Source organism: Nocardiopsis sp. NPDC101807 (assembly GCF_044766605.1).
Classification (GTDB): Bacteria; Actinomycetota; Actinomycetes; order Streptosporangiales; family Streptosporangiaceae; genus Nocardiopsis; species Nocardiopsis tropica.
In genome coordinates this window covers 194294-213711 of sequence record NZ_JBIWMK010000001.1, presented here as the reverse complement: position 1 = coordinate 213711, position 19418 = coordinate 194294, and the positions used below count along the sequence as shown (strand labels likewise).

Below are 19418 nucleotides of genomic sequence, written 5' to 3'. Positions count from 1 at the left end.
CGGGGTGGGGAACGGCTGTCCGCCCGCGCGGGTTCTCGTCTGCGCCGACACCGTAGCGCTCCGCGGCGCGTTCCGGAACGGGCGCCCCCGCCCGCGACCGCACGCCGCCGGACCGTGTCCTGCGGGCGGGACGGCGGCGGGCCGGATCAGGGGGAGAAGGCGACGGACGCAGCGAGGTCCTTCTGGGACCCGAGCGCGGTAAGGCGTTCGGTGAGTGCCGTGCGGACGGCGTCGTAGGTGTCCGCACCGAGGGCCAGGCGCAGGGGCGGGTCGGGGCGGCGGGTGGTGTCGTGGACGACGGCGGCGATCCTGGCCGGGTCGCCGGTGAAGGCGCTCCCGTCGGCGGTCTCCAGGCGGCGCCGGACCAGTCCGACGGCGTTGTCGCGATAGGCGGCCGTTTCGGTGGTGTAGTGCAGGGCCGACGCGAATCCGGTGCGGGTGGCGCCGGGCTCGACGAGGGTGAGGTGGATGCCGAAGTCGCGGACTTCGCGGCTGACGCTCTCGGTGAAGCCCTCCAGCCCCCACTTGCCCGCGTGGTAGGCGCTGTGCGTGGGGATGCCGACCTGGCCGCCCACGCTGGAGATCTGGATGATCCGGCCGCCGCCTTGCTCGCGCATCGGCTTCAGGAAGGCCCGGGTGATCATCATGGGGGCGAGGAGGAGGACCTCGATCTGGTCGCGGATCTGCTCGACGGTCATCTCCTCGGCGGCGCCGACGATCGCGTATCCGGCGTTGTTGACCACGATGTCCACGGGGCCGGCCCGGAGCGTCCTGACGACCACCTCCCCTACGTCGTCGGGCCGGGCGAGGTCGAGGACCTCGACGGACAGCCGGTCGCCGTAGGTCCGGCGCAGGTCGTCCAGGGCCGAGGGGCGGCGGACCGTGGCCGTGACGCGGTCGCCGTTCCGCAGGGCGTGCTCGGTGAGGTTGCGGCCCAGGCCGCCGGAGGCGCCGGTGACGAACCAGTGGCGTACGGCCTTGTCCGGGACAGGGGGCATGGGAGTCTCCTGGAGTAGGGTTGTACCGGAACGTGTTCCGTTTGGACTTTAAGCGGAACGCATTCCGGAATGCAAGCCGAGACGGACACGAAGGAACGCGCATGCCCGCCACCCCCCGCCGGACCAGGAGAGACGCGCTGCAGAACCGAGAGCGCCTTCTGGAGGTGGCCGCGCAGGTCTTCGCCGAACAGGGTCTGGACACCGCGCCGGCGGCCGTCGCCAAGAAGGCCGGTGTCGGCGTCGGCACGCTCTACCGGCACTTCCCGACCCGGGAGGCCCTCATCGAGGCCGCCTACCGGCGTGAACTCACCCACGTGTGCGAGAAGGCGGAAGTCCTCCTCGACCGGCACCCGGCCGTCGAGGCGACCCGTGCGTGGATGGAGGACTTCATCCGCTACGCCACGGCCAAGAGCGGTATGTCCGAAGCCCTCAACACGGTCATCGCCTCCGGGGTCGACCCCTACCGCGACAGCCGCGCACTCCTCCTCGGCGCCGTCTCCACGCTCCTGGAGGCCGGCGCCCGGGACGGCAGCCTGCGAACCGACGCCTCCCCCGACGACGTCCTGCTCCTCATGGGCGGTGTCGCCTATTCCGCACGGCACGCCGCCGAGGAGCGCGTCCGCCCCCTCGTCGGCCTCCTCGTGGACGCGCTGGCCAAGGGCCCGGCGGAGGGCTGAGCCCGGGGCCCGTCCGGGGCCGGTGGTGACCGCGCCCCGCATGCCGCGGGGCGGCCGGGCCGACAACCCGCCGGACCACACGCCGGGCGCCCCCGGAACACCGCTCCGGGGGCGCCCGGCTGTACTTTGCAACGGGGGACACAGCCGCCGTCGGACAACAGGGGGACGCACGATGGACGCCACCGCGCAGATCGGTGTCACGGGCCTCGCGGTCATGGGACGCAACCTGGCCCGCAACCTCGCACGGAACGGGTTCGCCGTCGCCGTGCACAACCGGACGGAGGCCAGGACGCGCGACCTGGTGGACGGGTTCGGGCACGAGGGCTCCTTCGTCCCGGCCTACTCCGCGGAGGACTTCGTCGCCTCGCTCGAACGGCCCCGCCGCCTGGTGGTCATGGTCAAGGCGGGCGGGCCGACCGACGCCGTGATCGAGGAGTTCGCGCCCCTGCTGGAGGAGGGCGACGTCATCGTCGACGGCGGCAACGCCCACTTCCTCGACACCCGGCGCCGCGAGGCGGAGCTGCGCGAGCGCGGCATCCACTTCGTCGGGGCCGGCGTGTCCGGGGGAGAGGAGGGCGCCCTGAACGGCCCGAGCATCATGCCGGGCGGGTCGGCGGAGTCCTACCGGTCCCTCGCGCCGATGCTGGAGCGGATCGCGGCCAGGGCGCCCGACGGCGCCGCCTGCGTGTCCCACGTGGGACCGGACGGCGCCGGGCACTTCGTGAAGATGGTGCACAACGGCATCGAGTACGCCGACATGCAGCTGATCGCGGAGGCCTACCAGCTGCTGCGGTCGGTCGCCGGGTACTCGCCCGAGCGGATCGCGCGGACCTTCCGCTCGTGGAACACCGGGCGCCTGGACTCCTACCTGATCGAGATCACCGCCGAGGTGCTCGCCCACCGCGACGGGGCCACGGGCGAGCCGTTCGTCGACGTGGTCCAGGACCGGGCGGAGCAGAAGGGCACCGGCCGCTGGACCGTGCAGACGGCCCTGGACCTCGGTGTCCCCGTGCCGGGGATCGCCGAGGCGGTCTTCGCGCGCTCGCTGTCGGGCGGGGCGGAGCTGCGGGAGGCCTCCCGCGCCCTGCCCGGCCCCGTGCCCGCACCGCTGGGCGAGGAGGAGGCGGCCCGGTTCGCGGACCGGGTCGAGCAGGCGCTGTACGCGTCCAAGCTGGTCTCCTACACCCAGGGCTTCCTGCAGATCGCGGCCGGGAGCGCCGAGTACGGCTGGGACGTGGACCCCGGCGCGGTGGCGGCGCTGTGGCGTGCGGGGTGCATCATCCGCGCCGCGTTCCTGGACCGTGTGCGCGACGCCTACGCGGCCCGTCCGGACCTGCCCAGCCTGCTGTCCGACGACGCGTTCGCGCAGGAGATGGGCCGGGCCCAGGGCGACTGGCGGCACGTCGTGGCCACGGCCGCCGCGCAGGGGGTGCCGACGCCGGGGTTCTCGGCGGCGCTGGCGTACTACGACGCGCTGCGCGCGGAGCGCCTGCCCGCGGCCCTGGTCCAGGGCCAGCGCGACTACTTCGGGGCGCACACCTACCGCCGTGCGGACCGCGAGGGGGTGTTCCACACGCTCTGGGCGGGGGACCGGTCCGAGGAGCGCGTGGACGGCTGAGGTCCGGCCGGGCGGCGGTGGGCGGGGCCCTCCCCCCAGGGCCCGCTCTCGCCGTGGCGGCACCGGGTCGTCGTCCTGGTCCGGCCGGCCGGGCGGCGGTCCGTCGGCGCCCACGACGCTCGCCGTCCTCCCTGCGCGTCCGGGGTCGTCCCCGCCGCCACGGACGACGGATCCTGCTGCGCGGAGATCATGGCGCCTCACCCGGATGAAGGTTGTCCGGGTACGACGGTCGCCGCTGACGAACGGCGGTTCCCGGGCCAGGGGGCCGAGCCCCGTTCCCGTCGGAGAGGAAGCGGTGGGTGAGCCTTGCCGTGTCCGTGGAGTGGTCGAATCCGGTCATGGCACGGTGAAATCGGCGACGCCCCCGGAGGGGAGCCGTTCGGTGGGGTCTCATTCCCGGGTGGTCGGCCTCGCGCCACCTCCCAGTCCTCTTCCCGCCGGGGAAGGGATATCCCTTCGGGAAGTCCTTCATCCCTGTGTTGCGAACCCCTATGGCCTGGTCGTGTGCTGTGCTGTCCGGGGCGCGCGAGGTGGGGCGGGTGACGGCCCGACGCCCCTCGTTCTCCCTGGTCAGGGCCGGTTCTCCGGCTCTCCCAGGCAAAGCGGATGCGGCTCGGCGTGCATGCACTCCCTGTTAGCCTGATGCGGCGTTCCGGTGCCCCCGCTCGGGACCGACCCGAAACGCCGGTCGCCCGGAAGGTCGGTGCCGCCCCCTATGTCCGCCTCCACGAACAAAGCGCTGACGATGCCACTCGGAGGACGGTTCTGGGCCTTGTGGTCCGCCTCCCTGGCCTCGAACCTCAGCGACGGTGTGGCGATGATCGCGATGCCGTGGCTCGCGTCTTCGCTGGCGCCCGACAATGCCGCTCCGGTGGCATTGGTGGCTGCTTTCGGGCGGATTCCCTGGCTGTTTCTGGCGCTTCCCGCGGGAGTTCTGGTGGACCGGGTGCCCCGGTTCACGCTGATGGTCGCCTCCAACTCCCTCCGTATGCTGCTCTGGGGCCTTCTCGCCGTCGCGGTGTTCTTCGGATGGGTCTCGATCCCCCTCCTGGCGGTGTTCGCGGCGGCGTTCGGTGCGCTCGAGGTCTGTCACGACACGGCGGCCGAGACCGCGGTGACCTCCCTGGTCGACAAGGAGGGGCTGGAGCGCGCGAACGGACACCTCCGGTCCGGGGCCGTCGTGGCGCAGGAGTTCGGCGGCCGTCCGCTGGGCGGTCTCGTGCTGGCGCTCGGGTTGTTCGTCCCGTTCCTGTTCAACGTCGGTGCGCTGCTGGTGTCGGTCCTGGCTCTGCTGCGGGTACGCGCCACTGCGCCTCCGGCCGACACGGCCACCACACGGCAGGCCCCTGGCGGGTCCGTTTCCGGGCCCTCCGCGGCGACCGGCGCCCCACGTGAGCTCCGCGGTGTGGGAGCGGACCTGGCCGAGGGCGTGCGGGCCCTGTGGAACCAGCCGCTCCTGCGCGCCGTGGCGGTCGTCTCGGTGTTCGTGAACACCGCTTTCGCGACCATGCTCTCCACGCAGGTCCTGTTCGTCCGCGACGCCTTGGGCCTCGGTCCGGCCGGCTTCGGACTGCTCATGGCCTTCGCCGCCGTCGGCGGGATCGCCGGGGGACAGGTCGTCGCCTGGCTGCGGGCCGCCCTCCCGCACGGAACGCTGCCGGTGGTGTGCCTCACCGGAAGCGGGCTTCTGTACCTGACGGTGGCGCTGTTCCCGAGCACGCCGGTGGTGGCCGGGGCGTACTTCGTCGCGGGTGGCCTGGTGTTGGGATACGGGGTCGCGATGACCTCCGTCCGCCAGAGAATCACGCCGGATCGCCTGCTGGGCCGGGTGAACGCCGCTATGCGCACCGTCACCTGGGGCATGAGCGCCGTGGGCATGGCGCTCGGCGGCGTGCTGGTGTCGTCCCTGTCTTCGTTCCTGGACCAGGAGGACGCGCTCCGCGCTCCCTATGCCCTGGTGGGTGCGGTCTGTCTGGGCGTCGTGGTGTTCTTCGGTCGAGGGCTCACCCGCCTCGTGCGCGAGAACGACGTCTGAGCCCTCGCCCCCTCCCGGGAGCCGGGCACGCCGCCTGACCTCACCGCCGGGTGCGGTCGTCGGAGAACCCGCGCTCCACCTCCGTCTTCGCGAGGTACCCCTGGACCTGTTCCGGGGCGAGCGGGCGTTCGGGCAGCGGCTCGCACGTGGGGCCGGGACCTCTCCTGAATCATCCCGGGCACGGACCGGTCGCGGATCCGGAGGTCCTTGTGGCCCCAGGCCCGCGTTCCCGCGATGCGGTCGTCGAGGATCACGGGAGGAAGGGCCTCCCCGATCCGGGTGAACTCCTCGGACGCAGGGAGGGGGCCGGCCCCCCGCCCCCCCGGGGCGCGGGGCCGGGCGGCGGATCACAGGTGCGGTGTGATCAGCCTGGTCACGTCGTTCTTGGCGGCGGGGCCGATCCGGGTGGCGACCTTGGCCCCGCCCTTGAAGACGTGCAGGGTGGGGATCGCCGTGACGTCGTGCTTGGGGGGCGTCTCGGGGCTGCGGTCGATGTCGAGCCGGGCGACGACCGCACGGCCCGCGTACTCCTTGGCGACGTCCGCCAGGACCGGGTCCAGCGCCCTGCACGGGCCGCTCCACTCGGCCCGGAAGACCGCCAGCACCAGCTGGTCCGACTGCAGGACCTTCTCGTCGAAGTCCGCGTCGGTGACGTCGAGGACGGTACCGCTCATGTGATGCGCTCCTTCGTGGTGGCGGTGTGTGGACGACGCGGCCCATCGTCCCTGTCCGGACGCCACTGTGCGGGCGAATGCGGCGAATACTGGATTCCCGTAGCGGTTTGTGGTGGTACGTCACTCCCGGACGTCGGCATCCGGGGTGCCGCAAGCCGGGTTTCGGGTGGACCGGTGCCGGTTCGGGGCCGCCCTGGAACGCGCCCCCCTGCGGGAGGGGCGGCCCGGGGAGCGGGCGGACCGGCGGCCCCGGCAGGGTCAGCCGCGCGGGTCGGCGAGGGCCCCGACCGGCCCCTCGATCCGGTAGTCGTCCAGGGCCGTGACCGCGTACGCCGTCCCCTCCGGGGCGTCCTCGCCGGAGGGGAGCCCCTCCAGGGAGGTGCGGCCGGTCACCTCGACGAGGTTGTCGGCGGACAGGGCCTCGCAGCGGTCCTCCGCGTCCCCCGACGCGGCCAGGGCGGCCTCGTCCGGGTCGAGCCGGTAGACGGCGTAGGACCGGGCGCCGTCGACCTCGTCCCACTCCAGCCCGGCGCCGTCGGCGGTGGCGGTCAGCCCGGTCACGGCGCCGGTCAGGGGCTGTCCCTCACGGGAGGGGTCGGCCACGGGCGGGAGCGCCGGGTCGGCGTAGTGCTCCTCGGCCAGGTGCTCGTAGGCCTCTTCGGCGGTGCCGGTGAGGGAGGTGAAGGAGAAGTAGACGTCGCCCCCGACCTCGGGGAAGCCGTCGGCGTAGTCGAGCTGGGTGCTGAGCGCGTCGTCCTCGCGCCAGCCGCTCTCGCCGACCCGGTAGGCGGCCTGGCCGATGTAGAGGTCCACGCCGGTGCCCTCGACCTCCGAGGCCCACCAGGGGACGAGCTCCTCGTAGTCGGCGGCCCCGAACCCGCGCTCCCAGTACAGCTGGGGGACGACGTAGTCGACCATCCCCTCCCTGATCCAGGTGCGGGTGTCGGCGTGCTGGGCGGCGTAGGACTCCAGGCCGGAGGTCGCCGACCCGGTGGGGTCGCTGCCATCGTTGCGCCAGATGCCGAACGGGGAGATCCCGAAGCGGACCCACGGCTCGGTGCCCTGGATCCGGTCGTGCACGCCCTCCACGAGCCGGTTGACGTTGTCGCGCCGCCAGTCCTCGCGGTCGTCGAAGCCGTCGCCGTGCTCCTCCCAGCTGGCGTCGTCGTCGAACTCCTCCCCGTCCTTGGGATAGGGGTAGAAGAAGTCGTCGAAGTGCACGCCGTCGATGTCGTAGCGCTCGACGACGTCCATGATGACGCCGGTGACCCACTCCCGGACCTCCGGGTTGCCCGGGTCGAGGAAGCCCTCGCCGCCGTACTCGACCAGCCAGTCCGGGTTCTGCTCGACCGGGTGGTCCTCGGCCATGTCCTCGATGTCGGAGTTCAGGCCGACCCGGTAGGGGTTGAACCAGGCGTGCATCTCCAGACCGCGCAGGTGCGCCTGCTCGACGGCGTACTCCAGCGGGTCGTAGCCGGGGTCGCCGCCCTCCTCGCCGGTGAGGTAGCGGGACCAGGGCTCCAGGTCGGACTCGTAGACCGCGTCGGCGGTGGGGCGCACGTGCAGGAAGACGGTGTTCAGTCCGAGTTCGTCCGCCTCGTCGAGGCGCTCGTCCATCTCGGCCCGCTGCTCGTCGGCGCTCAGCCCGGGTTCGGAGGGCCAGTCGATGTTGCCGACGGTGGTGAGCCACGCGCCGCGCATCTCCCGCTTGTCGTGGGCGGCCCGGCAGAGCGCGGCTCCGGGGCCCGCCCCGGGGTCGGTGGCGCCGACGAGCGCGTACGCGGACAGCATGAGCCCCGCGGCGGCGCCTGCGGCCAGCCACCGGTTGCGCCAGCGCGGCGCCATTCCCGCACGCCTGTCTCGAGCCACGGGTCCTCCCCCTGAACCGCGGTGGCGTCGGGGCGACGCCACGCCGGGAATCAGAGTAGGACACTTGGTAACGTTTTGGACAATGATTCTGAATTCGGTGGTTTGGATCTCATCGATGAGGGAAACCGGCGCGGCGCCGTGCGGTCCCGCGGAGGGTCCGCCCGCCGCGGGGCGGGTCCTCCGCGGGGCCGGGGCGGGCGGGGTCAGCCGAACTGGCCGGGCCGGTAGTCGCCCGCGGGGGTCCGGACCATGACGTTCAGCCGGTTGACGGTGTTCATGAAGGAGATGAGGGAGACCAGGGCCACCAGCTGGTCCTCGTCGTAGTGCTCGGCGGCCTTCTCCCACGCCCCGTCGTCCACCCCGCCGGCGGCGTCGGCGATGCGGGTGCCCTGCTCGGCCAGCTCCAGGGCGGCGCGCTCGGCCTCGCTGAAGACCGTGGCCTCCCGCCAGACGGCGACCAGGTTCAGGCGCACGGCCGTCTCCCCGGCCCGTGCCGCCTCCTTGGTGTGCATGTCGGTGCAGAAGGCGCAGCCGTTGATCTGGCTGACGCGGAGCTGCACCAGCTCCTGGGTGGCGCGGGGCAGCGTCGAGTCCGTGATGGCCTTGCCCGCCGAGGCGACGTGCTTCAGGAGCTTCGTCGCGAGGGCGTTGCCGAAGAGGTCGAGCCGGGCCTGCATGGTGTTCTCCTTGCGGTGTCGAGGGTGACACGGCAAGGACGGGGGCGGGCGGGCCGGGCGTGACATCCCCGTGGCCACCGGGAGCGTGAAGCGGGTCACGCCCGACCGTGCCCCGTTCCCGGCCGCGGCCCCCGTTCCCGGGGGCCGGCCCCCGGGAACGGGAGCCCCCGCCGACGGGGCCCGGCGGCGTCCCCGGGCCGGTCAGGCGGGTGCGACGCTCCCCGGTTCGCGCAGCATCGCCATCGGGGCCGCGCCGCGCGCGCCCGCGACGATCTCCCCGTCCCCGAAGCCGTGGCGGCGGTACAGGCGGCGGTTGTGCTCGGTGGACGAGACCAGGTAGGCGGGCAGGCCCTCGCGGTCGGCCCGCTCCAGCCCGTGGGCCAGGAGGGCGCCGCCCACCCCCCGGCCGCGTCCCGCGGCGGAGACCCCGATCTGGTCCAGGTACCAGTGCGCGCGCCCGGGCCGGTGCCGGGCGAAGGCCCGCCGCACGGGGTGCGAGGACACCAGCCCCCGTAGGCCCATGGCCCGCACGAGGGCGCCGGCCTCCCGCAGGGCGGCCCACCCCGCCCCGGGCGCCCGGCCCGGTCCTTCCCACACGGCGACCCCGACGATGCCCTCGCCCGGGAGCTCGGCCACGTCCACCGCGCCGTGGCGCAGCGCCCCCTTGCGCATCAGGGCGGCGAAGAGCAGGGCCAGGCGCGGGCGCCGGTCCGGTCCGGCGGGCACGAAGTCGTGCAGGAGCGGGTCGTCCTCGAACGCCTCGGCCAGGATCGCGGCGGATGCCGCGACGTCGTCCGCGCCGGCCTGTCTGATGTGCATGATCGCTCTCCCGTCGTCGGTGGTGCCCACAGACTACCCCCATTTTTGGCCAAGTGGCCAAAACTTGCCCGTGTAATCTTGCACCCCATGGCGACCAGGCGAGACACGGCGGCGGTGCGCGAGCACCTGCCCATCGAACAACGACGCGCCCAGCTGCTCACCGCGGCGGCGGAGGTGATGCGCGAGCAGGGGGTGGCGGCCGCCACCACCCGCGCCATCGCCGAGCGCGCCGGCGTGCCGCACGGCTCGGTCCACTACTGCTTCGGCACGAAGACGGCGCTGGTCCGCGCCCTGCTGCAGAGCGAGGTGGACCGCTCGGTCGAAAGCGCCCGGCAGCGCTCCTCCCGGTCGACCGACCTGGAGGGTGTGCTGCGCAACGTCCTGGAGGCGCAGCTGGAGAGCGTGCGCACCGACCCGGGGCACCACGCGATGCTCGACGAGCTCATCGCCCTGGCCCGCCGCGACCCGGCGCTGGCCGACCTGCCGGGCTGGGAGCACGAGAGGTACGTGGGCGCCGCCGCCGAGCGGATGGCGGAGTGGTCGGCCGCCTCCGGCGTGGCGCTCGCCCGCCCGGCCCGGGAGATCGCGACCACGATCATGGTGCTGGCCACCGGCCTGAGCGACCTGTGGTCGGCCACGCGGGACCGGGCCGTGCTCGACCGGGCCCTGGACGACTGCGTGCGCGCCCTGGCGGCGCGCCTGTCCGAGCCGGTCTGACCGCGGGCCGCCCCCGTCGGCGGCCCGCGGCGGCCGGGTCCGGAGGGCGCGGGAGCATCGGCCCGGTCCCGGGGTGGGCACCCCGGGACCGGGCCGATGCCGTGTGCGGGGGTGGTCCATGGAGGGCGAAGGGGGTCTGCGCGGCTCGCAATCTTGGCCTATTGGCTAGCGAACTATTGTCTACAATTCAGGGGCCCGGATCTCTGGAGCAAGGAGCCCCCATGGAACCCGCCTCCGCCACGCCTCCCCCCGCCGCCCCTCCCGGCCTCGCCGCGGTCGACGCGCACCAGCACTTCTGGCCGGTCGGCGTGCGCCCGCGCACCCCGGGCGCCGCCGCGCTCGACCGGGCGTTCACCCCCGCCGACCTGGAACGGGAGCTGGCCGGGGGAGAGGTCGGGCGCACGGTCCTGGTCCAGTGCGCGGCCGGCCCCGGGGAGAACGACCGGCTGGCGGCCTACGCGCGGGAGTTCGCCCCGGTCGGCGCCCTCGTGCTCTGGCTGCCCCTGGCCGACCCCGCCGCGGCGGAGCGCGAGCTCGCACGGGTGCGCGCCCTCACCGGCCTGGTCAGGGGCTTCCGGGCGCCGGTGGCCCCGGGGACCCGCGCCGACCCCGCCCTCCTGGCGACCATGCGCTGCGCCGAGCGGGCCGGGCTGCTCTGGGAGCTCGTGGTGACGTCGGAGTCCCACGTCGCCCTGGCGGAGCAGGTGGCCGCGGCCTGCCCGGGCCTGCCGATCGTGGTGGACCACCTGGCCACCCCGCCCCTGGCCGGAGGGGAGCCGAAGGCGTGGGAGGGGTGGATCGACCGGCTGGCCGCGCTGCCCTCGGCCTCCGTCAAGGTGTCGGTCGGCGGCGACGTCCTGGCCGCCTGGGAGTGGGAGCCGGAGCTGCTGGTGCCCTGGGTCGGCCGGGCCCTGGAGGCGTTCGGCGCGCACCGGTCGATGCTGGCGGGCAACTGGCCGGTCGTCCGGCTGGCCGCCGACCACGCCACGGCCTGGCGCTCCCTGCGCGCGGCCGTCGCCGCGGCGGGCCCCTCGGCGGCGGAGGCCGCGCTGGTGGCGGGGGGCGCCGCGCGCCGCCTGTACGCGATCGGGGAGGACCGCGGCTGAGCGGCGCCGGGGCGGCAGGGCTTCGCGCCCCGCCGCCCCGGCGCGCGGCGCCTACAGCCAGCCGGGGAGGACGAGGATCCCCCAGGTCAGCAGCGGGGCCACCACGATCATGCTCATGCCCCACACCATGAGCCGGCGGAAGACGAGGTCGCGCTGGTCCGGCGTGGCGTTGGCCACGACGAGCGCCCCGCTGGTGGAGAAGGGCGAGGAGTCGACCACCGAGGAGGAGATCGCCAGGGCGGTGATCATCCCGATCGCGCCGACCTCCCCGACCAGCAGGAAGGGCACGGCCAGCGGGATCACCGCCCCGAGGATGCCGGTGGTGGAGGCGAACGCGGAGACCGCGCCGCCCACCACGCAGATCACCAGGGCCGCCAGGAGCGGGACGCCGATGGAGGCCACGCTGCCGCCGAGGAAGTCGATCGTCCCCATGCGCTCCATCAGGCTGACGTAGGTGACGATCCCGCAGATCAGCAGCACGGTGGGCCACGCGACCCGGTCGACGACCCCCTTGGCGCCGCCGGGGGAGACGATGCTCAGCACCACGGCCACGCTGATCGCGGTGAGGCCCACGTCGAGGCCGAAGGCGAGCGCGCCCACGCCCAGGGCGGCGATGCCGAGCAGGGTCAGGACGCGGTCCCGGGTGAGGACGATCCGCTCCTCCTCCACGGCCGCGGCGGTCCCGCCGCCGGTCCTGGTCGCGCCCTCCGGCCTGGTCGCGGTGGCGGTCGGCCCGCCCGGCCGACCGTGGGCGGCGGCCGGGGCCGTGCCGCCGCCGGCGGCGGGGCCGGGGAGCGCTGCGCGGGAACCCTCCCCCTCGTCGGGGGCGGGCGGGGTCGGGGCGGACCCCCCGCCCTCTCTGCGGCCCAGCAGGGAGCGGCCGCCGAACAGGAAGAAGACGGCCACGCTGAGCAGCACGTTGAAGGCGAACGTCGCGGCGAAGAGCAGCAGCGGGGAGCCCTCCAGGCCGTTGCGCGCCACGACGCCGTTGGTGATGGTGCCGTAGATGCTCAGGGGGGAGAAGCCCCCAGCGCTGGCGCCGTTGATGATCAGCAGGCCCATGAGCACGGGGTTGATCCGGAAGCGCAGGGCGAAGCCCAGGCCGACCGGGGCGACGATCGCGACGGCGGCGGGGACCACCGCGCCCGCGGCGGTCAGCACCGCCGTGACGCCGAACATCACCCACGGGATGAGGGCGACGCGTCCGCCGACGCCGCGGACGGCGGCCTGGATCAGCCAGTCGACGGTGCCGTTGTTCCTGGCCAGGGCGAACAGGTAGGTGACGCCCACCAGGACGACGAACAGGTCGCCGGGGAACCCGCCGAACACGTCGTCGGTGCTCTCGCCCGCCACCGTGAGGGCGACGACGAAGGCGGCGAAGAGGGCGAGGGCCCCCATGTGGACGGAGGTGAGGGTCGCGATGAGGAAGACGAGGACGAGGACGACGATCGAGATGACTTCTGCGGGCACGTGGCCTCCTGTGAAGGCTCGGCGGCGGAGAGTCGGACGGGGGCCCTGGGGGCCGGGATGCGTCGTGGGTTCGCGGGCCGGGGGTGTCGGTGGGGGGCGACTGACGCACCGCTGCATTCCACTATTTCGTATTGTGGAATATCGATTCTGTCTTGCAGAAGTATCTCCGGTGAATCTGCCGACGTCAACCATTGTCTGAGATGTGAGTCACAGTAAAGTGGGGATCCGGCGGCGACAAGGGGGTTGTGGCGATCGGGTTGGGGCTTCTAGGATCCGTTTAGTGGAATCAATATTCCACTATGCGGATATTGCTTCGAGAGGATCACCATGGATGACGCCACCGGCCGCCACTTCCTCCAGATTCCCGGCCCCAGCAACGTTCCCGACGAGGTCCTGCGTGCGATGTCCGCGCCGACCGTCGACCACCGCGGCCCCGGCTTCAGCGCCCTGATGAGCGGCCTCCTGCGCGACCTGCCCCCGGTGTTCGGCACGACCGGCCCCGTGGTCGTCTACCCCTCCTCGGGGACCGGGGCCTGGGAGGCCGCCCTGGTCAACACCCTCTCGCCGGGCGACCGCGTGCTCTGCTCCGAGACCGGCCACTTCTCCACGCTGTGGAGCGAGATGGCCGACAGGCTCGGCCTGGACGCGGAGGTCCTCCCGGGCGACTGGCGGCGCGGCGCCGACCCCGACCGCATCGCCGAGGTCCTGGCCGCCGACACCGGCCACCGGGTCAAGGCCGTGTGCGTGGTCCACAACGAGACCTCCACCGGCGTGGTCAGCCGCGTCCCGGACGTGCGCCGCGCCATCGACGCCGCCGGCCACCCCGCGCTCCTCCTCGTCGACACCATCTCCTCCCTCGGCTCGGTGGACTACCGGCACGACGAGTGGGGCGTCGACGTCACCGTGTCCTGCTCGCAGAAGGGGCTCATGCTGCCGCCCGGGCTCGCCTTCAACGCCCTCGGCCCCAAGGCGCTGGAGGCGTCGCGCACCGCGCGCATGACCAGGTCCTACTGGGACTGGGCGCCGATGCTGGAGGCCAACGCGCGCGGGTTCACCCCCTACACCCCGGCCACCAACCTCCTCTACGGCCTGCGCGAGGCGCTGCGCATCCTGGACGCCGAGGGGCTGCCCGCCGTCTTCGCCCGCCACGACCGCTACGGCCGGGCGGTCCGCGCCGCGGTCCGGGCCTGGGGGCTGGAGGTGCTCTGCGCGGACGAGCGCGAGTACTCGGGCGTCCTCACCGGGGTGCTCGTGCCCGAGGAGCACGACGCCGACCACGTCAGGAAGGTGATCCTGGACCGCTACGACATGTCCCTGGGCGCCGGGCTGGGCCGCCTGGCCGGGCGGGTCTTCCGCATCGGACACCTCGGCCACACCAACGACCTCACCATCGCCGGCGCGCTCGCCGGGGTGCAGATGGGCCTGGGCCACGCCGGGATCACGCCCGCCGGCGACGGACTGGCGGCGGCGCTGAAGCTGCTGGACGAGCACTGAGACGGACCGGACGACCGACCCGAGGGGCCCCGGCCGGGGGCGGACGCGAGCGATGGAGGCGGCGATGACCAGCACGACGCAGAAGAGCGGCACGAGCGGGGCGGGCGGGGGAGGGGCGGCGCCCACCGGGCTCGCCGCGGAGGCCCGGGACCTGCTCCGGCGGGAGGGGGTGACGGACGCCCGCTTCGACGACTACTCGCGCCACCTGTTCTCCCGGGACGCGAGCATGTACGCGATCACGCCGCTCGGCGTCGTCTTCCCGCGCGACGCCGACGAGGTCGCGGCGGTCGCCTCGGTCGCGGGCCGCCTCGGCGTGACGCTGACCCCGCGCGGCGCCGGCACCAGCCTGGCCGGGCAGACCGTGGGGGCGGGCCTGGTCGTCGACATGTCGCGGCACATGCGCTCCATCCTCTCCCTGGACCCCGAGGCCCGTACGGCCCGCGTCCAGCCCGGCGTGGTCCAGGACGAGCTCAACGCGGCGGCGGCCCCCCACGGCCTGATGTTCGGCCCCGACACCTCCACCAGCAACCGCGCCACCGTCGGCGGGATGATCGGCAACAACTCCGCGGGCAGCGGCTCCCTGCGCTACGGGATGACCATCGACCACGTGCGCACCCTGGACGTGGTTCTGGCCGACGCCGCGCGCACCACGCTGCGCCCCTACTCCGACGCCGAGCGCGCCGACCTCGCCGCCCGCCCCGGACTGGAGGGCGACATCCACCGGGGCCTGGCCCGCGTCCTGCGCGAGAACGCCGACGCCGTCGCCACCGGGTACCCGGACTTCTGGCGGCGGGCGTGCGGCTACCGGCTGGACCGGCTCGCCCGGGACCCCGCCTTCGATCTCGCCAAGTTCGTCGTCGGCTCCGAGGGCACCCTCGTGCTGGCCACCGGGGCCGAGGTCGACCTCGTCCCCAGGCCCGCGCGGACCGTCATCGCCGTCGGCCACTTCACCAGCGTCCCGGCCGCGATCGCGGCCACCCAGGACGCCCTGGCGCACGACCCCGCCGCCGTGGAGCTGATGGACCGCACCATCCTCGACCTGTCCCGGCAGCGCATCGAGTACGCCTCCCTCGGCGACATCCTCCGGGGCGACCCCGAGGCCCTGCTGTTCGTCTCCTTCACCGGCGACGACGAGGCCGAGCTCGTCGACCGGCTGCACCGGCTCACCCGCACCTGGAAGACCTCCGGGCACGGCTACCACACCCTGGAGGCGGTGACCCCGCAGCAGCAGGCCGCCCTGCTCAAGGTGCGCAAGTCCAGCCTCGGCCTGCTCATGGCGGCGGGCAGCGGCACCCGGCGCCCCCTCGCGTTCGTGGAGGACACCGCCGTCGACCCCGTCCACCTGGTGGAGTACACCACCCGCTTCAAGGAGATCCTCGACCGGCACGGCATGGAGGCCGGGTTCTACGGCCACTGCTCGGTGGGCTGCCTGCACATCCGCCCGTTCGTCGACCTGGCGGTGCCCGGGGAGGCCGAGCGGATGCGCGCGGTCGCCGAGGAGGTCAAGGACCTGGTCACCGAGTACGGAGGGGTGAACTCCAGCGAGCACGGCGACGGGCTGGCCCGCAGCGAGTTCAACCGCCAGATCTTCGGACCCGAGCTGTACGCGGCCATGCAGGAGGTCAAGCGGGTCTTCGACCCCCGCAACCTGCTCAACCCCGGCAAGATCGTCGACGCGCCCCCCATGACCGACCACCTGCGCGACCCGGCCCTGCCCGAGGCCGCCCCGGTGCGGACGCGGCTCGCCTTCGAGGTCGTGGGCGGCATGCGCGGGGCCGCCGACCGGTGCATGAACATCGGCCTGTGCCGCAAGAGCACCACGGGGGCGATGTGCCCCTCCTACATCGCCACCCGCGACGAGGAGCACGCCACCCGCGGCCGGGCCAACGCCCTGGTCAAGGCGCTGTCCGAGCCCGACCCGACGGCGGCCCTGGGCGACGAGCGCCTCCACGAGGTCCTCGACCTGTGCCTCATGTGCAAGGCGTGCAAGAGCGAGTGCCCCCTGGGCGTGGACATGGCCAAGCTCAAGAGCGAGACCCAGTCGCACTACCACGACGCCCACGGCGTCCCGCTGCGCACGCGGATCTTCGGGGCGGTGCGCACCCTGTACCGGCTGGGGTCGGCCACCGCGCCGCTGAGCGGGCTGCCCGACCGGTGGCCGGTGCTGCGGCGCCTGATGGAGAGGGCCACCGGCATCACCGCGCGGCGGCCCCTGCCGAGTTTCGAGCGGCAGAACCTGGTGCGCTGGTTCCGCCGCAGGGGGGAACCAGCGGGGGAGGCGCCCCTGGGCGAGCTGACCTTCCTCGCGGACTCCTTCTCGACCTTCACCGAACCGGGGATCGGCCGGGCCGCCATCGGCCTCCTCGAACGGGCGGGTTGGCGGGTCCGCCTGGAGAGCCGGGGGTGCTGCGGGCGGTCCAGCCTGTCCAAGGGGCTCGTCGACGACGCCAAGGCCAAGGTCGGCGGGCTGGTCGGGCTCCTCAGCGAGGGCGGCGCCGCCGGCACGCCGATCGTCGGCTGTGAGCCCTCCTGCGTGCTCACCCTCAAGGACGAGGCCGCGTCGATGCTGCCGGGCGACCCCCGCGTCGCCGACGTCGCCGGGCGGGTGCGCCAGGTCGAGGAGCTGCTGACCGAGGCCCTGGACGCCGGGCGGCTGACCCTGTCCGCGGACTCCTGGCCCGCGGGGCGGCGGATCCTCTTCCACGGCCACTGCCACCAGAAGGCCGAGGTGGGCACGGGCGCGACCATGGCCCTCCTGCGCCGCATCCCCGGCGCGGAGGTCGTCGAGCTCGACGCGGGGTGCTGCGGGATGGCCGGGTCGTTCGGGTTCGAGGCCGAGCACTACGAGATGTCCATGAAGGTCGGCGCGGACCGGCTCTTCCCCGCCATCGAGGCCGAGGAGGAGGACACGGTGGTCGCCGCGACGGGGGTCTCGTGCCGACAGCAGATCGGGCACGGGACCGAGCGCCGCGCCTGGCACCCGGTGGAGCTGGTCGCGGCCGCACTGGAGCCGGGGCGGCCCGCGCGACGGTGACAGTATGGAACGGCGGGGCCCCGGCCGGGGCCCCGCACGGCGAGGACGAGGGAGGGACCATGGACCGGTCCGAGGCGGCCGGCACCGGGGCCGGGGCGCAGGGCGACCAGCGGATCGTCAAGCCGCCGAGCATGGTGGAGCTGGCGGCGCGCTCGATCCGGCGGATGATCCTGGCCGGGGAGCTGCTGCCCGGGGAGCGGGTGGTGGAGAACCGGCTCACGCAGCAGCTCAACATCAGCAGGCCGCCCCTGCGCGAGGCGCTGCGCCGCCTGGAGCACGAGGGGCTGGTGCGCCAGTCCCCGCACCGGGGGGCGGTCGTCACCCCGCTCACGCTGCACGACGTCTACGAGATCATGACCCTGCGCCACCAGCTGGAGAACATGGCCATCGACCTGGGCGTCCCCGTGGTCGAGCCCCGGCGGCTGGAGCGGTGCTGGGAGGCGCTGCGCCGCATGGAGGCCGCGGCCGACGCCCGGGACGAGGCCGAGCTGTCGGAGCAGAAGTTCGAGTTCCACACCGCGGTCGTCGGCCTGTCGGGGCACCAGCGGCTGGAGGACACCTACCGGTCGCTCCAGCTCCAGATGAAGCTGTGCATGGTGCTCAACCGGCACGCCCGGGCGCACCGCAACGAGACGGCGACCGCGAACGTGCTGCGCCACCGCCGCCTGCTGCGGGTCATCGAGGAGGGCGACCCCGACGCCGTACGCGCCGAGATGGCCAGGCACGGCGACCAGACCTTCCTCGACGACCTGCCCGGGGACCTCGACACCGGCAGCGAGCAGGCCGTGCGCTGGCTCAGGGGCGTGCAGGCTCAGGACGCGGGGGCGGGCACCGCGGTCTGACCGCGGGATCACGGTCGGGGAACGGCCGCCACCCCGTGGGCGGGGCCGGCCCCGCGCGGTGGTCGGGGGCCGGCCCGTCCGCCCTGCCGAGGGCGGGGCGCCGGGGGCCGGAGCGCGGCCCGGGGCCGCGCCCCGGGGCCGCCCGCTCAGACGGCGAAGACCTGCGAGTCGTCGGCGAACGCCTTGAACTCCAGGGCGTTGCCGGCGGGGTCGAGCAGGAACATCGTCCACTGCTCGCCGGGCTGCCCCTCGAAGCGCACGTAGGGCTCGATGACGAACTCCGTCCCCGACTCGCGCAGCCGTCCGGCGAGTGTGTGGAACGCGGCGACCGGCAGGATCAGCCCGAAGTGCGGTACCGGCACGTCGTGGCCGTCGACCGGGTTGTGCACGCGCTCGGACCGGGAGGGCGCCAGGTGCGTGACGAACTGGTGGCCGTGCAGGTTCCAGTCCACCCAGGTGTCGGAGCTGCGCCCCTGTTCCAGGCCGAGCACCTCGCCGTAGAAGCGGCGCGCGGCCGTGAGGTCGTCCACCGGCACGGCCAGGTGGAACCGCGGGATCGGGGAGTCGAGGACGGTCATGTGTGCGGTCCGCCTTCCTTGAGGGGCGCTCCCGGCGTGCCGCCGAGGAGCGATGTCGCAATGTTAACATTAGGACAAACGAAGGAGGCAGGGGTGGCGGACGAACGGGGCACGGTGGGGCCCGCACGCCGCAGGGGGCTGGCCGAGGAGGTCGCCGACCGCGTCCGGGAGGCCGTCTTCAGCGGGGTCTACGCGCCGGGCGCCCAGCTGCGCGAGGTGGAGCTCTCCCGGGCGCTGGAGGTCAGCCGCGGCCCGGTGCGCGAGGCCCTGCTCCGGCTGGAGCGCGAGGGCCTGGTCCGCAGCGCCTGGCACCGCGGGGCCACGGTCACCAGCCTGTCCCCGCGTGACGTGGCCGAACTCGACAGCCTCCGGGGCGCGCTGGAGGAGCTGGCCGTCCGGGAGGTGGTGGCCCGCGCCTCCGACGAGGAGCTCGACGCCGTCGCGGGGCTCGCCGAGCGGATGGAGCGGGCCGGGGACGAACACGCGCTCGTGCGCTGCGACATCGCCTTCCACGACGCCGTCTACGACGCCTCCGGCCACGGGCGGCTGGTGGACGCCTGGCGGGCGATCCGCTCCCAGGTCCACCTGTTCCTGCTGACCAGGGTCCGCGTCAGCGCGGAGGACTACCTCGCGCACGTCCCGGGGGAGCACCGCGAACTCGCCGGGGCCCTGCGGGCCCGCGACGCCGGGGCCGCCCTCGACCTCTTCGCCGCCCACCGGCGCCGCGCCTTCGACGTGCTGTCCGCGCCGGACGCGGCCGGCCCCCCGGAAGGGGAGCGGGCCGGAGAGGACTGAGGCGGGGCCCGGCGT

The 19418-nt window shown here is 74.0% G+C and carries 16 protein-coding genes; 9 read left to right on the top strand and 7 right to left on the bottom strand.

Features of this window, described 5'->3' with window-relative positions; translation table 11 throughout:
- Positions 1-146 precede the first annotated feature (146 nt).
- Positions 147-998 (bottom strand): SDR family oxidoreductase, encoded by an 852-nt coding sequence (locus ACIRPH_RS00985; RefSeq protein ID WP_402907814.1) that lies wholly within the window; start codon positions 996-998, stop codon positions 147-149.
- A 101-nt stretch (positions 999-1099) separates the two neighbouring features.
- On the opposite strand from ACIRPH_RS00985, the gene ACIRPH_RS00980 reads away from it, so the two are divergent.
- The 3 genes from ACIRPH_RS00980 (at position 1100) to ACIRPH_RS00970 (ending at position 5328) form a co-directional block, all read left to right on the top strand.
- Positions 1100-1675, top strand: coding sequence for a TetR/AcrR family transcriptional regulator (locus ACIRPH_RS00980; protein ID WP_402907812.1), 576 nt, complete (start codon positions 1100-1102; stop codon positions 1673-1675).
- A 172-nt stretch (positions 1676-1847) separates the two neighbouring features.
- On the top strand, positions 1848-3293 hold the full coding sequence (gene gndA / locus ACIRPH_RS00975; RefSeq protein ID WP_402907810.1) for an NADP-dependent phosphogluconate dehydrogenase: 1446 nt from the start codon (positions 1848-1850) through the stop codon (positions 3291-3293).
- Between the two features lie 715 nt (positions 3294-4008).
- Positions 4009-5328, top strand: coding sequence for an MFS transporter (locus tag ACIRPH_RS00970; protein ID WP_402907808.1), 1320 nt, complete (start codon positions 4009-4011; stop codon positions 5326-5328).
- Between the two features lie 347 nt (positions 5329-5675).
- On the opposite strand, the gene ACIRPH_RS00965 is transcribed toward ACIRPH_RS00970, so the two are convergent.
- From ACIRPH_RS00965 to ACIRPH_RS00950, 4 genes are all read right to left on the bottom strand, one after another.
- Positions 5676-6002, bottom strand: a complete 327-nt coding sequence (locus ACIRPH_RS00965) for a thioredoxin family protein (protein ID WP_402907806.1) — start codon at positions 6000-6002, stop codon at positions 5676-5678.
- A gap of 258 nt (positions 6003-6260) precedes the next feature.
- Positions 6261-7847: a glycoside hydrolase family 10 protein gene (locus tag ACIRPH_RS00960; RefSeq protein ID WP_402909429.1), complete on the bottom strand. Its 1587-nt coding sequence runs from the start codon at positions 7845-7847 to the stop codon at positions 6261-6263.
- A gap of 227 nt (positions 7848-8074) precedes the next feature.
- Positions 8075-8548 carry a carboxymuconolactone decarboxylase family protein gene (locus tag ACIRPH_RS00955; protein ID WP_402907803.1) on the bottom strand — a complete coding sequence of 158 codons (474 nt, stop codon included), beginning with the start codon at positions 8546-8548 and terminating at the stop codon, positions 8075-8077.
- A 201-nt stretch (positions 8549-8749) separates the two neighbouring features.
- Positions 8750-9367, bottom strand: a complete 618-nt coding sequence (locus tag ACIRPH_RS00950; RefSeq protein ID WP_402907800.1) for a GNAT family N-acetyltransferase — start codon at positions 9365-9367, stop codon at positions 8750-8752.
- Between the two features lie 87 nt (positions 9368-9454).
- On the opposite strand from ACIRPH_RS00950, the gene ACIRPH_RS00945 reads away from it, so the two are divergent.
- Positions 9455-10084 (top strand): TetR/AcrR family transcriptional regulator, encoded by a 630-nt coding sequence (locus ACIRPH_RS00945; protein WP_402907797.1) that lies wholly within the window; start codon positions 9455-9457, stop codon positions 10082-10084.
- A 221-nt stretch (positions 10085-10305) separates the two neighbouring features.
- Positions 10306-11190: an amidohydrolase family protein gene (locus tag ACIRPH_RS00940; protein WP_402907794.1), complete on the top strand. Its 885-nt coding sequence runs from the start codon at positions 10306-10308 to the stop codon at positions 11188-11190.
- 51 nt (positions 11191-11241) lie between these two features.
- Here the strand turns inward: ACIRPH_RS00940 and ACIRPH_RS00935 are convergent, their stop codons facing one another.
- Positions 11242-12660 (bottom strand): SLC13 family permease, encoded by a 1419-nt coding sequence (locus tag ACIRPH_RS00935; RefSeq protein ID WP_402907791.1) that lies wholly within the window; start codon positions 12658-12660, stop codon positions 11242-11244.
- A 327-nt stretch (positions 12661-12987) separates the two neighbouring features.
- On the opposite strand from ACIRPH_RS00935, the gene ACIRPH_RS00930 reads away from it, so the two are divergent.
- From ACIRPH_RS00930 to ACIRPH_RS00920, 3 genes are all read left to right on the top strand, one after another.
- Positions 12988-14154: a pyridoxal-phosphate-dependent aminotransferase family protein gene (locus ACIRPH_RS00930; protein WP_402907788.1), complete on the top strand. Its 1167-nt coding sequence runs from the start codon at positions 12988-12990 to the stop codon at positions 14152-14154.
- Positions 14155-14218: 64 nt separating this feature from the next.
- Positions 14219-17188, top strand: a complete 2970-nt coding sequence (locus ACIRPH_RS00925) for an FAD-binding and (Fe-S)-binding domain-containing protein (RefSeq protein ID WP_402907785.1) — start codon at positions 14219-14221, stop codon at positions 17186-17188.
- Between the two features lie 59 nt (positions 17189-17247).
- Complete coding sequence (locus tag ACIRPH_RS00920; protein WP_402907782.1) at positions 17248-18030, top strand: GntR family transcriptional regulator; 783 nt, start codon at positions 17248-17250, stop codon at positions 18028-18030.
- Between the two features lie 146 nt (positions 18031-18176).
- Here the strand turns inward: ACIRPH_RS00920 and ACIRPH_RS00915 are convergent, their stop codons facing one another.
- Positions 18177-18608: a VOC family protein gene (locus ACIRPH_RS00915; protein WP_402907779.1), complete on the bottom strand. Its 432-nt coding sequence runs from the start codon at positions 18606-18608 to the stop codon at positions 18177-18179.
- Positions 18609-18701: 93 nt separating this feature from the next.
- On the opposite strand from ACIRPH_RS00915, the gene ACIRPH_RS00910 reads away from it, so the two are divergent.
- On the top strand, positions 18702-19403 hold the full coding sequence (locus ACIRPH_RS00910; protein WP_402907776.1) for a GntR family transcriptional regulator: 702 nt from the start codon (positions 18702-18704) through the stop codon (positions 19401-19403).
- Positions 19404-19418: the final 15 nt, after the last annotated feature.

Excerpts from the sequence above, each read along its gene's own strand:
- ACIRPH_RS00985 (WP_402907814.1), bottom strand. The coding sequence starts at position 998 with ATGCCCCCTGTCCCGGACAAGGCCGTACGCCACTGGTTCGTCACCGGC.
- ACIRPH_RS00980 (WP_402907812.1), top strand. The coding sequence starts at position 1,100 with ATGCCCGCCACCCCCCGCCGGACCAGGAGAGACGCGCTGCAGAACCGA.
- gndA (WP_402907810.1), top strand. The coding sequence starts at position 1,848 with ATGGACGCCACCGCGCAGATCGGTGTCACGGGCCTCGCGGTCATGGGA.
- ACIRPH_RS00970 (WP_402907808.1), top strand. The coding sequence starts at position 4,009 with ATGTCCGCCTCCACGAACAAAGCGCTGACGATGCCACTCGGAGGACGG.
- ACIRPH_RS00965 (WP_402907806.1), bottom strand. The coding sequence starts at position 6,002 with ATGAGCGGTACCGTCCTCGACGTCACCGACGCGGACTTCGACGAGAAG.
- ACIRPH_RS00960 (WP_402909429.1), bottom strand. The coding sequence starts at position 7,847 with ATGGCGCCGCGCTGGCGCAACCGGTGGCTGGCCGCAGGCGCCGCCGCG.
- ACIRPH_RS00955 (WP_402907803.1), bottom strand. The coding sequence starts at position 8,548 with ATGCAGGCCCGGCTCGACCTCTTCGGCAACGCCCTCGCGACGAAGCTC.
- ACIRPH_RS00950 (WP_402907800.1), bottom strand. The coding sequence starts at position 9,367 with ATGCACATCAGACAGGCCGGCGCGGACGACGTCGCGGCATCCGCCGCG.
- ACIRPH_RS00945 (WP_402907797.1), top strand. The coding sequence starts at position 9,455 with ATGGCGACCAGGCGAGACACGGCGGCGGTGCGCGAGCACCTGCCCATC.
- ACIRPH_RS00940 (WP_402907794.1), top strand. The coding sequence starts at position 10,306 with ATGGAACCCGCCTCCGCCACGCCTCCCCCCGCCGCCCCTCCCGGCCTC.
- ACIRPH_RS00930 (WP_402907788.1), top strand. The coding sequence starts at position 12,988 with ATGGATGACGCCACCGGCCGCCACTTCCTCCAGATTCCCGGCCCCAGC.
- ACIRPH_RS00925 (WP_402907785.1), top strand. The coding sequence starts at position 14,219 with ATGACCAGCACGACGCAGAAGAGCGGCACGAGCGGGGCGGGCGGGGGA.
- ACIRPH_RS00920 (WP_402907782.1), top strand. The coding sequence starts at position 17,248 with ATGGACCGGTCCGAGGCGGCCGGCACCGGGGCCGGGGCGCAGGGCGAC.
- ACIRPH_RS00915 (WP_402907779.1), bottom strand. The coding sequence starts at position 18,608 with ATGACCGTCCTCGACTCCCCGATCCCGCGGTTCCACCTGGCCGTGCCG.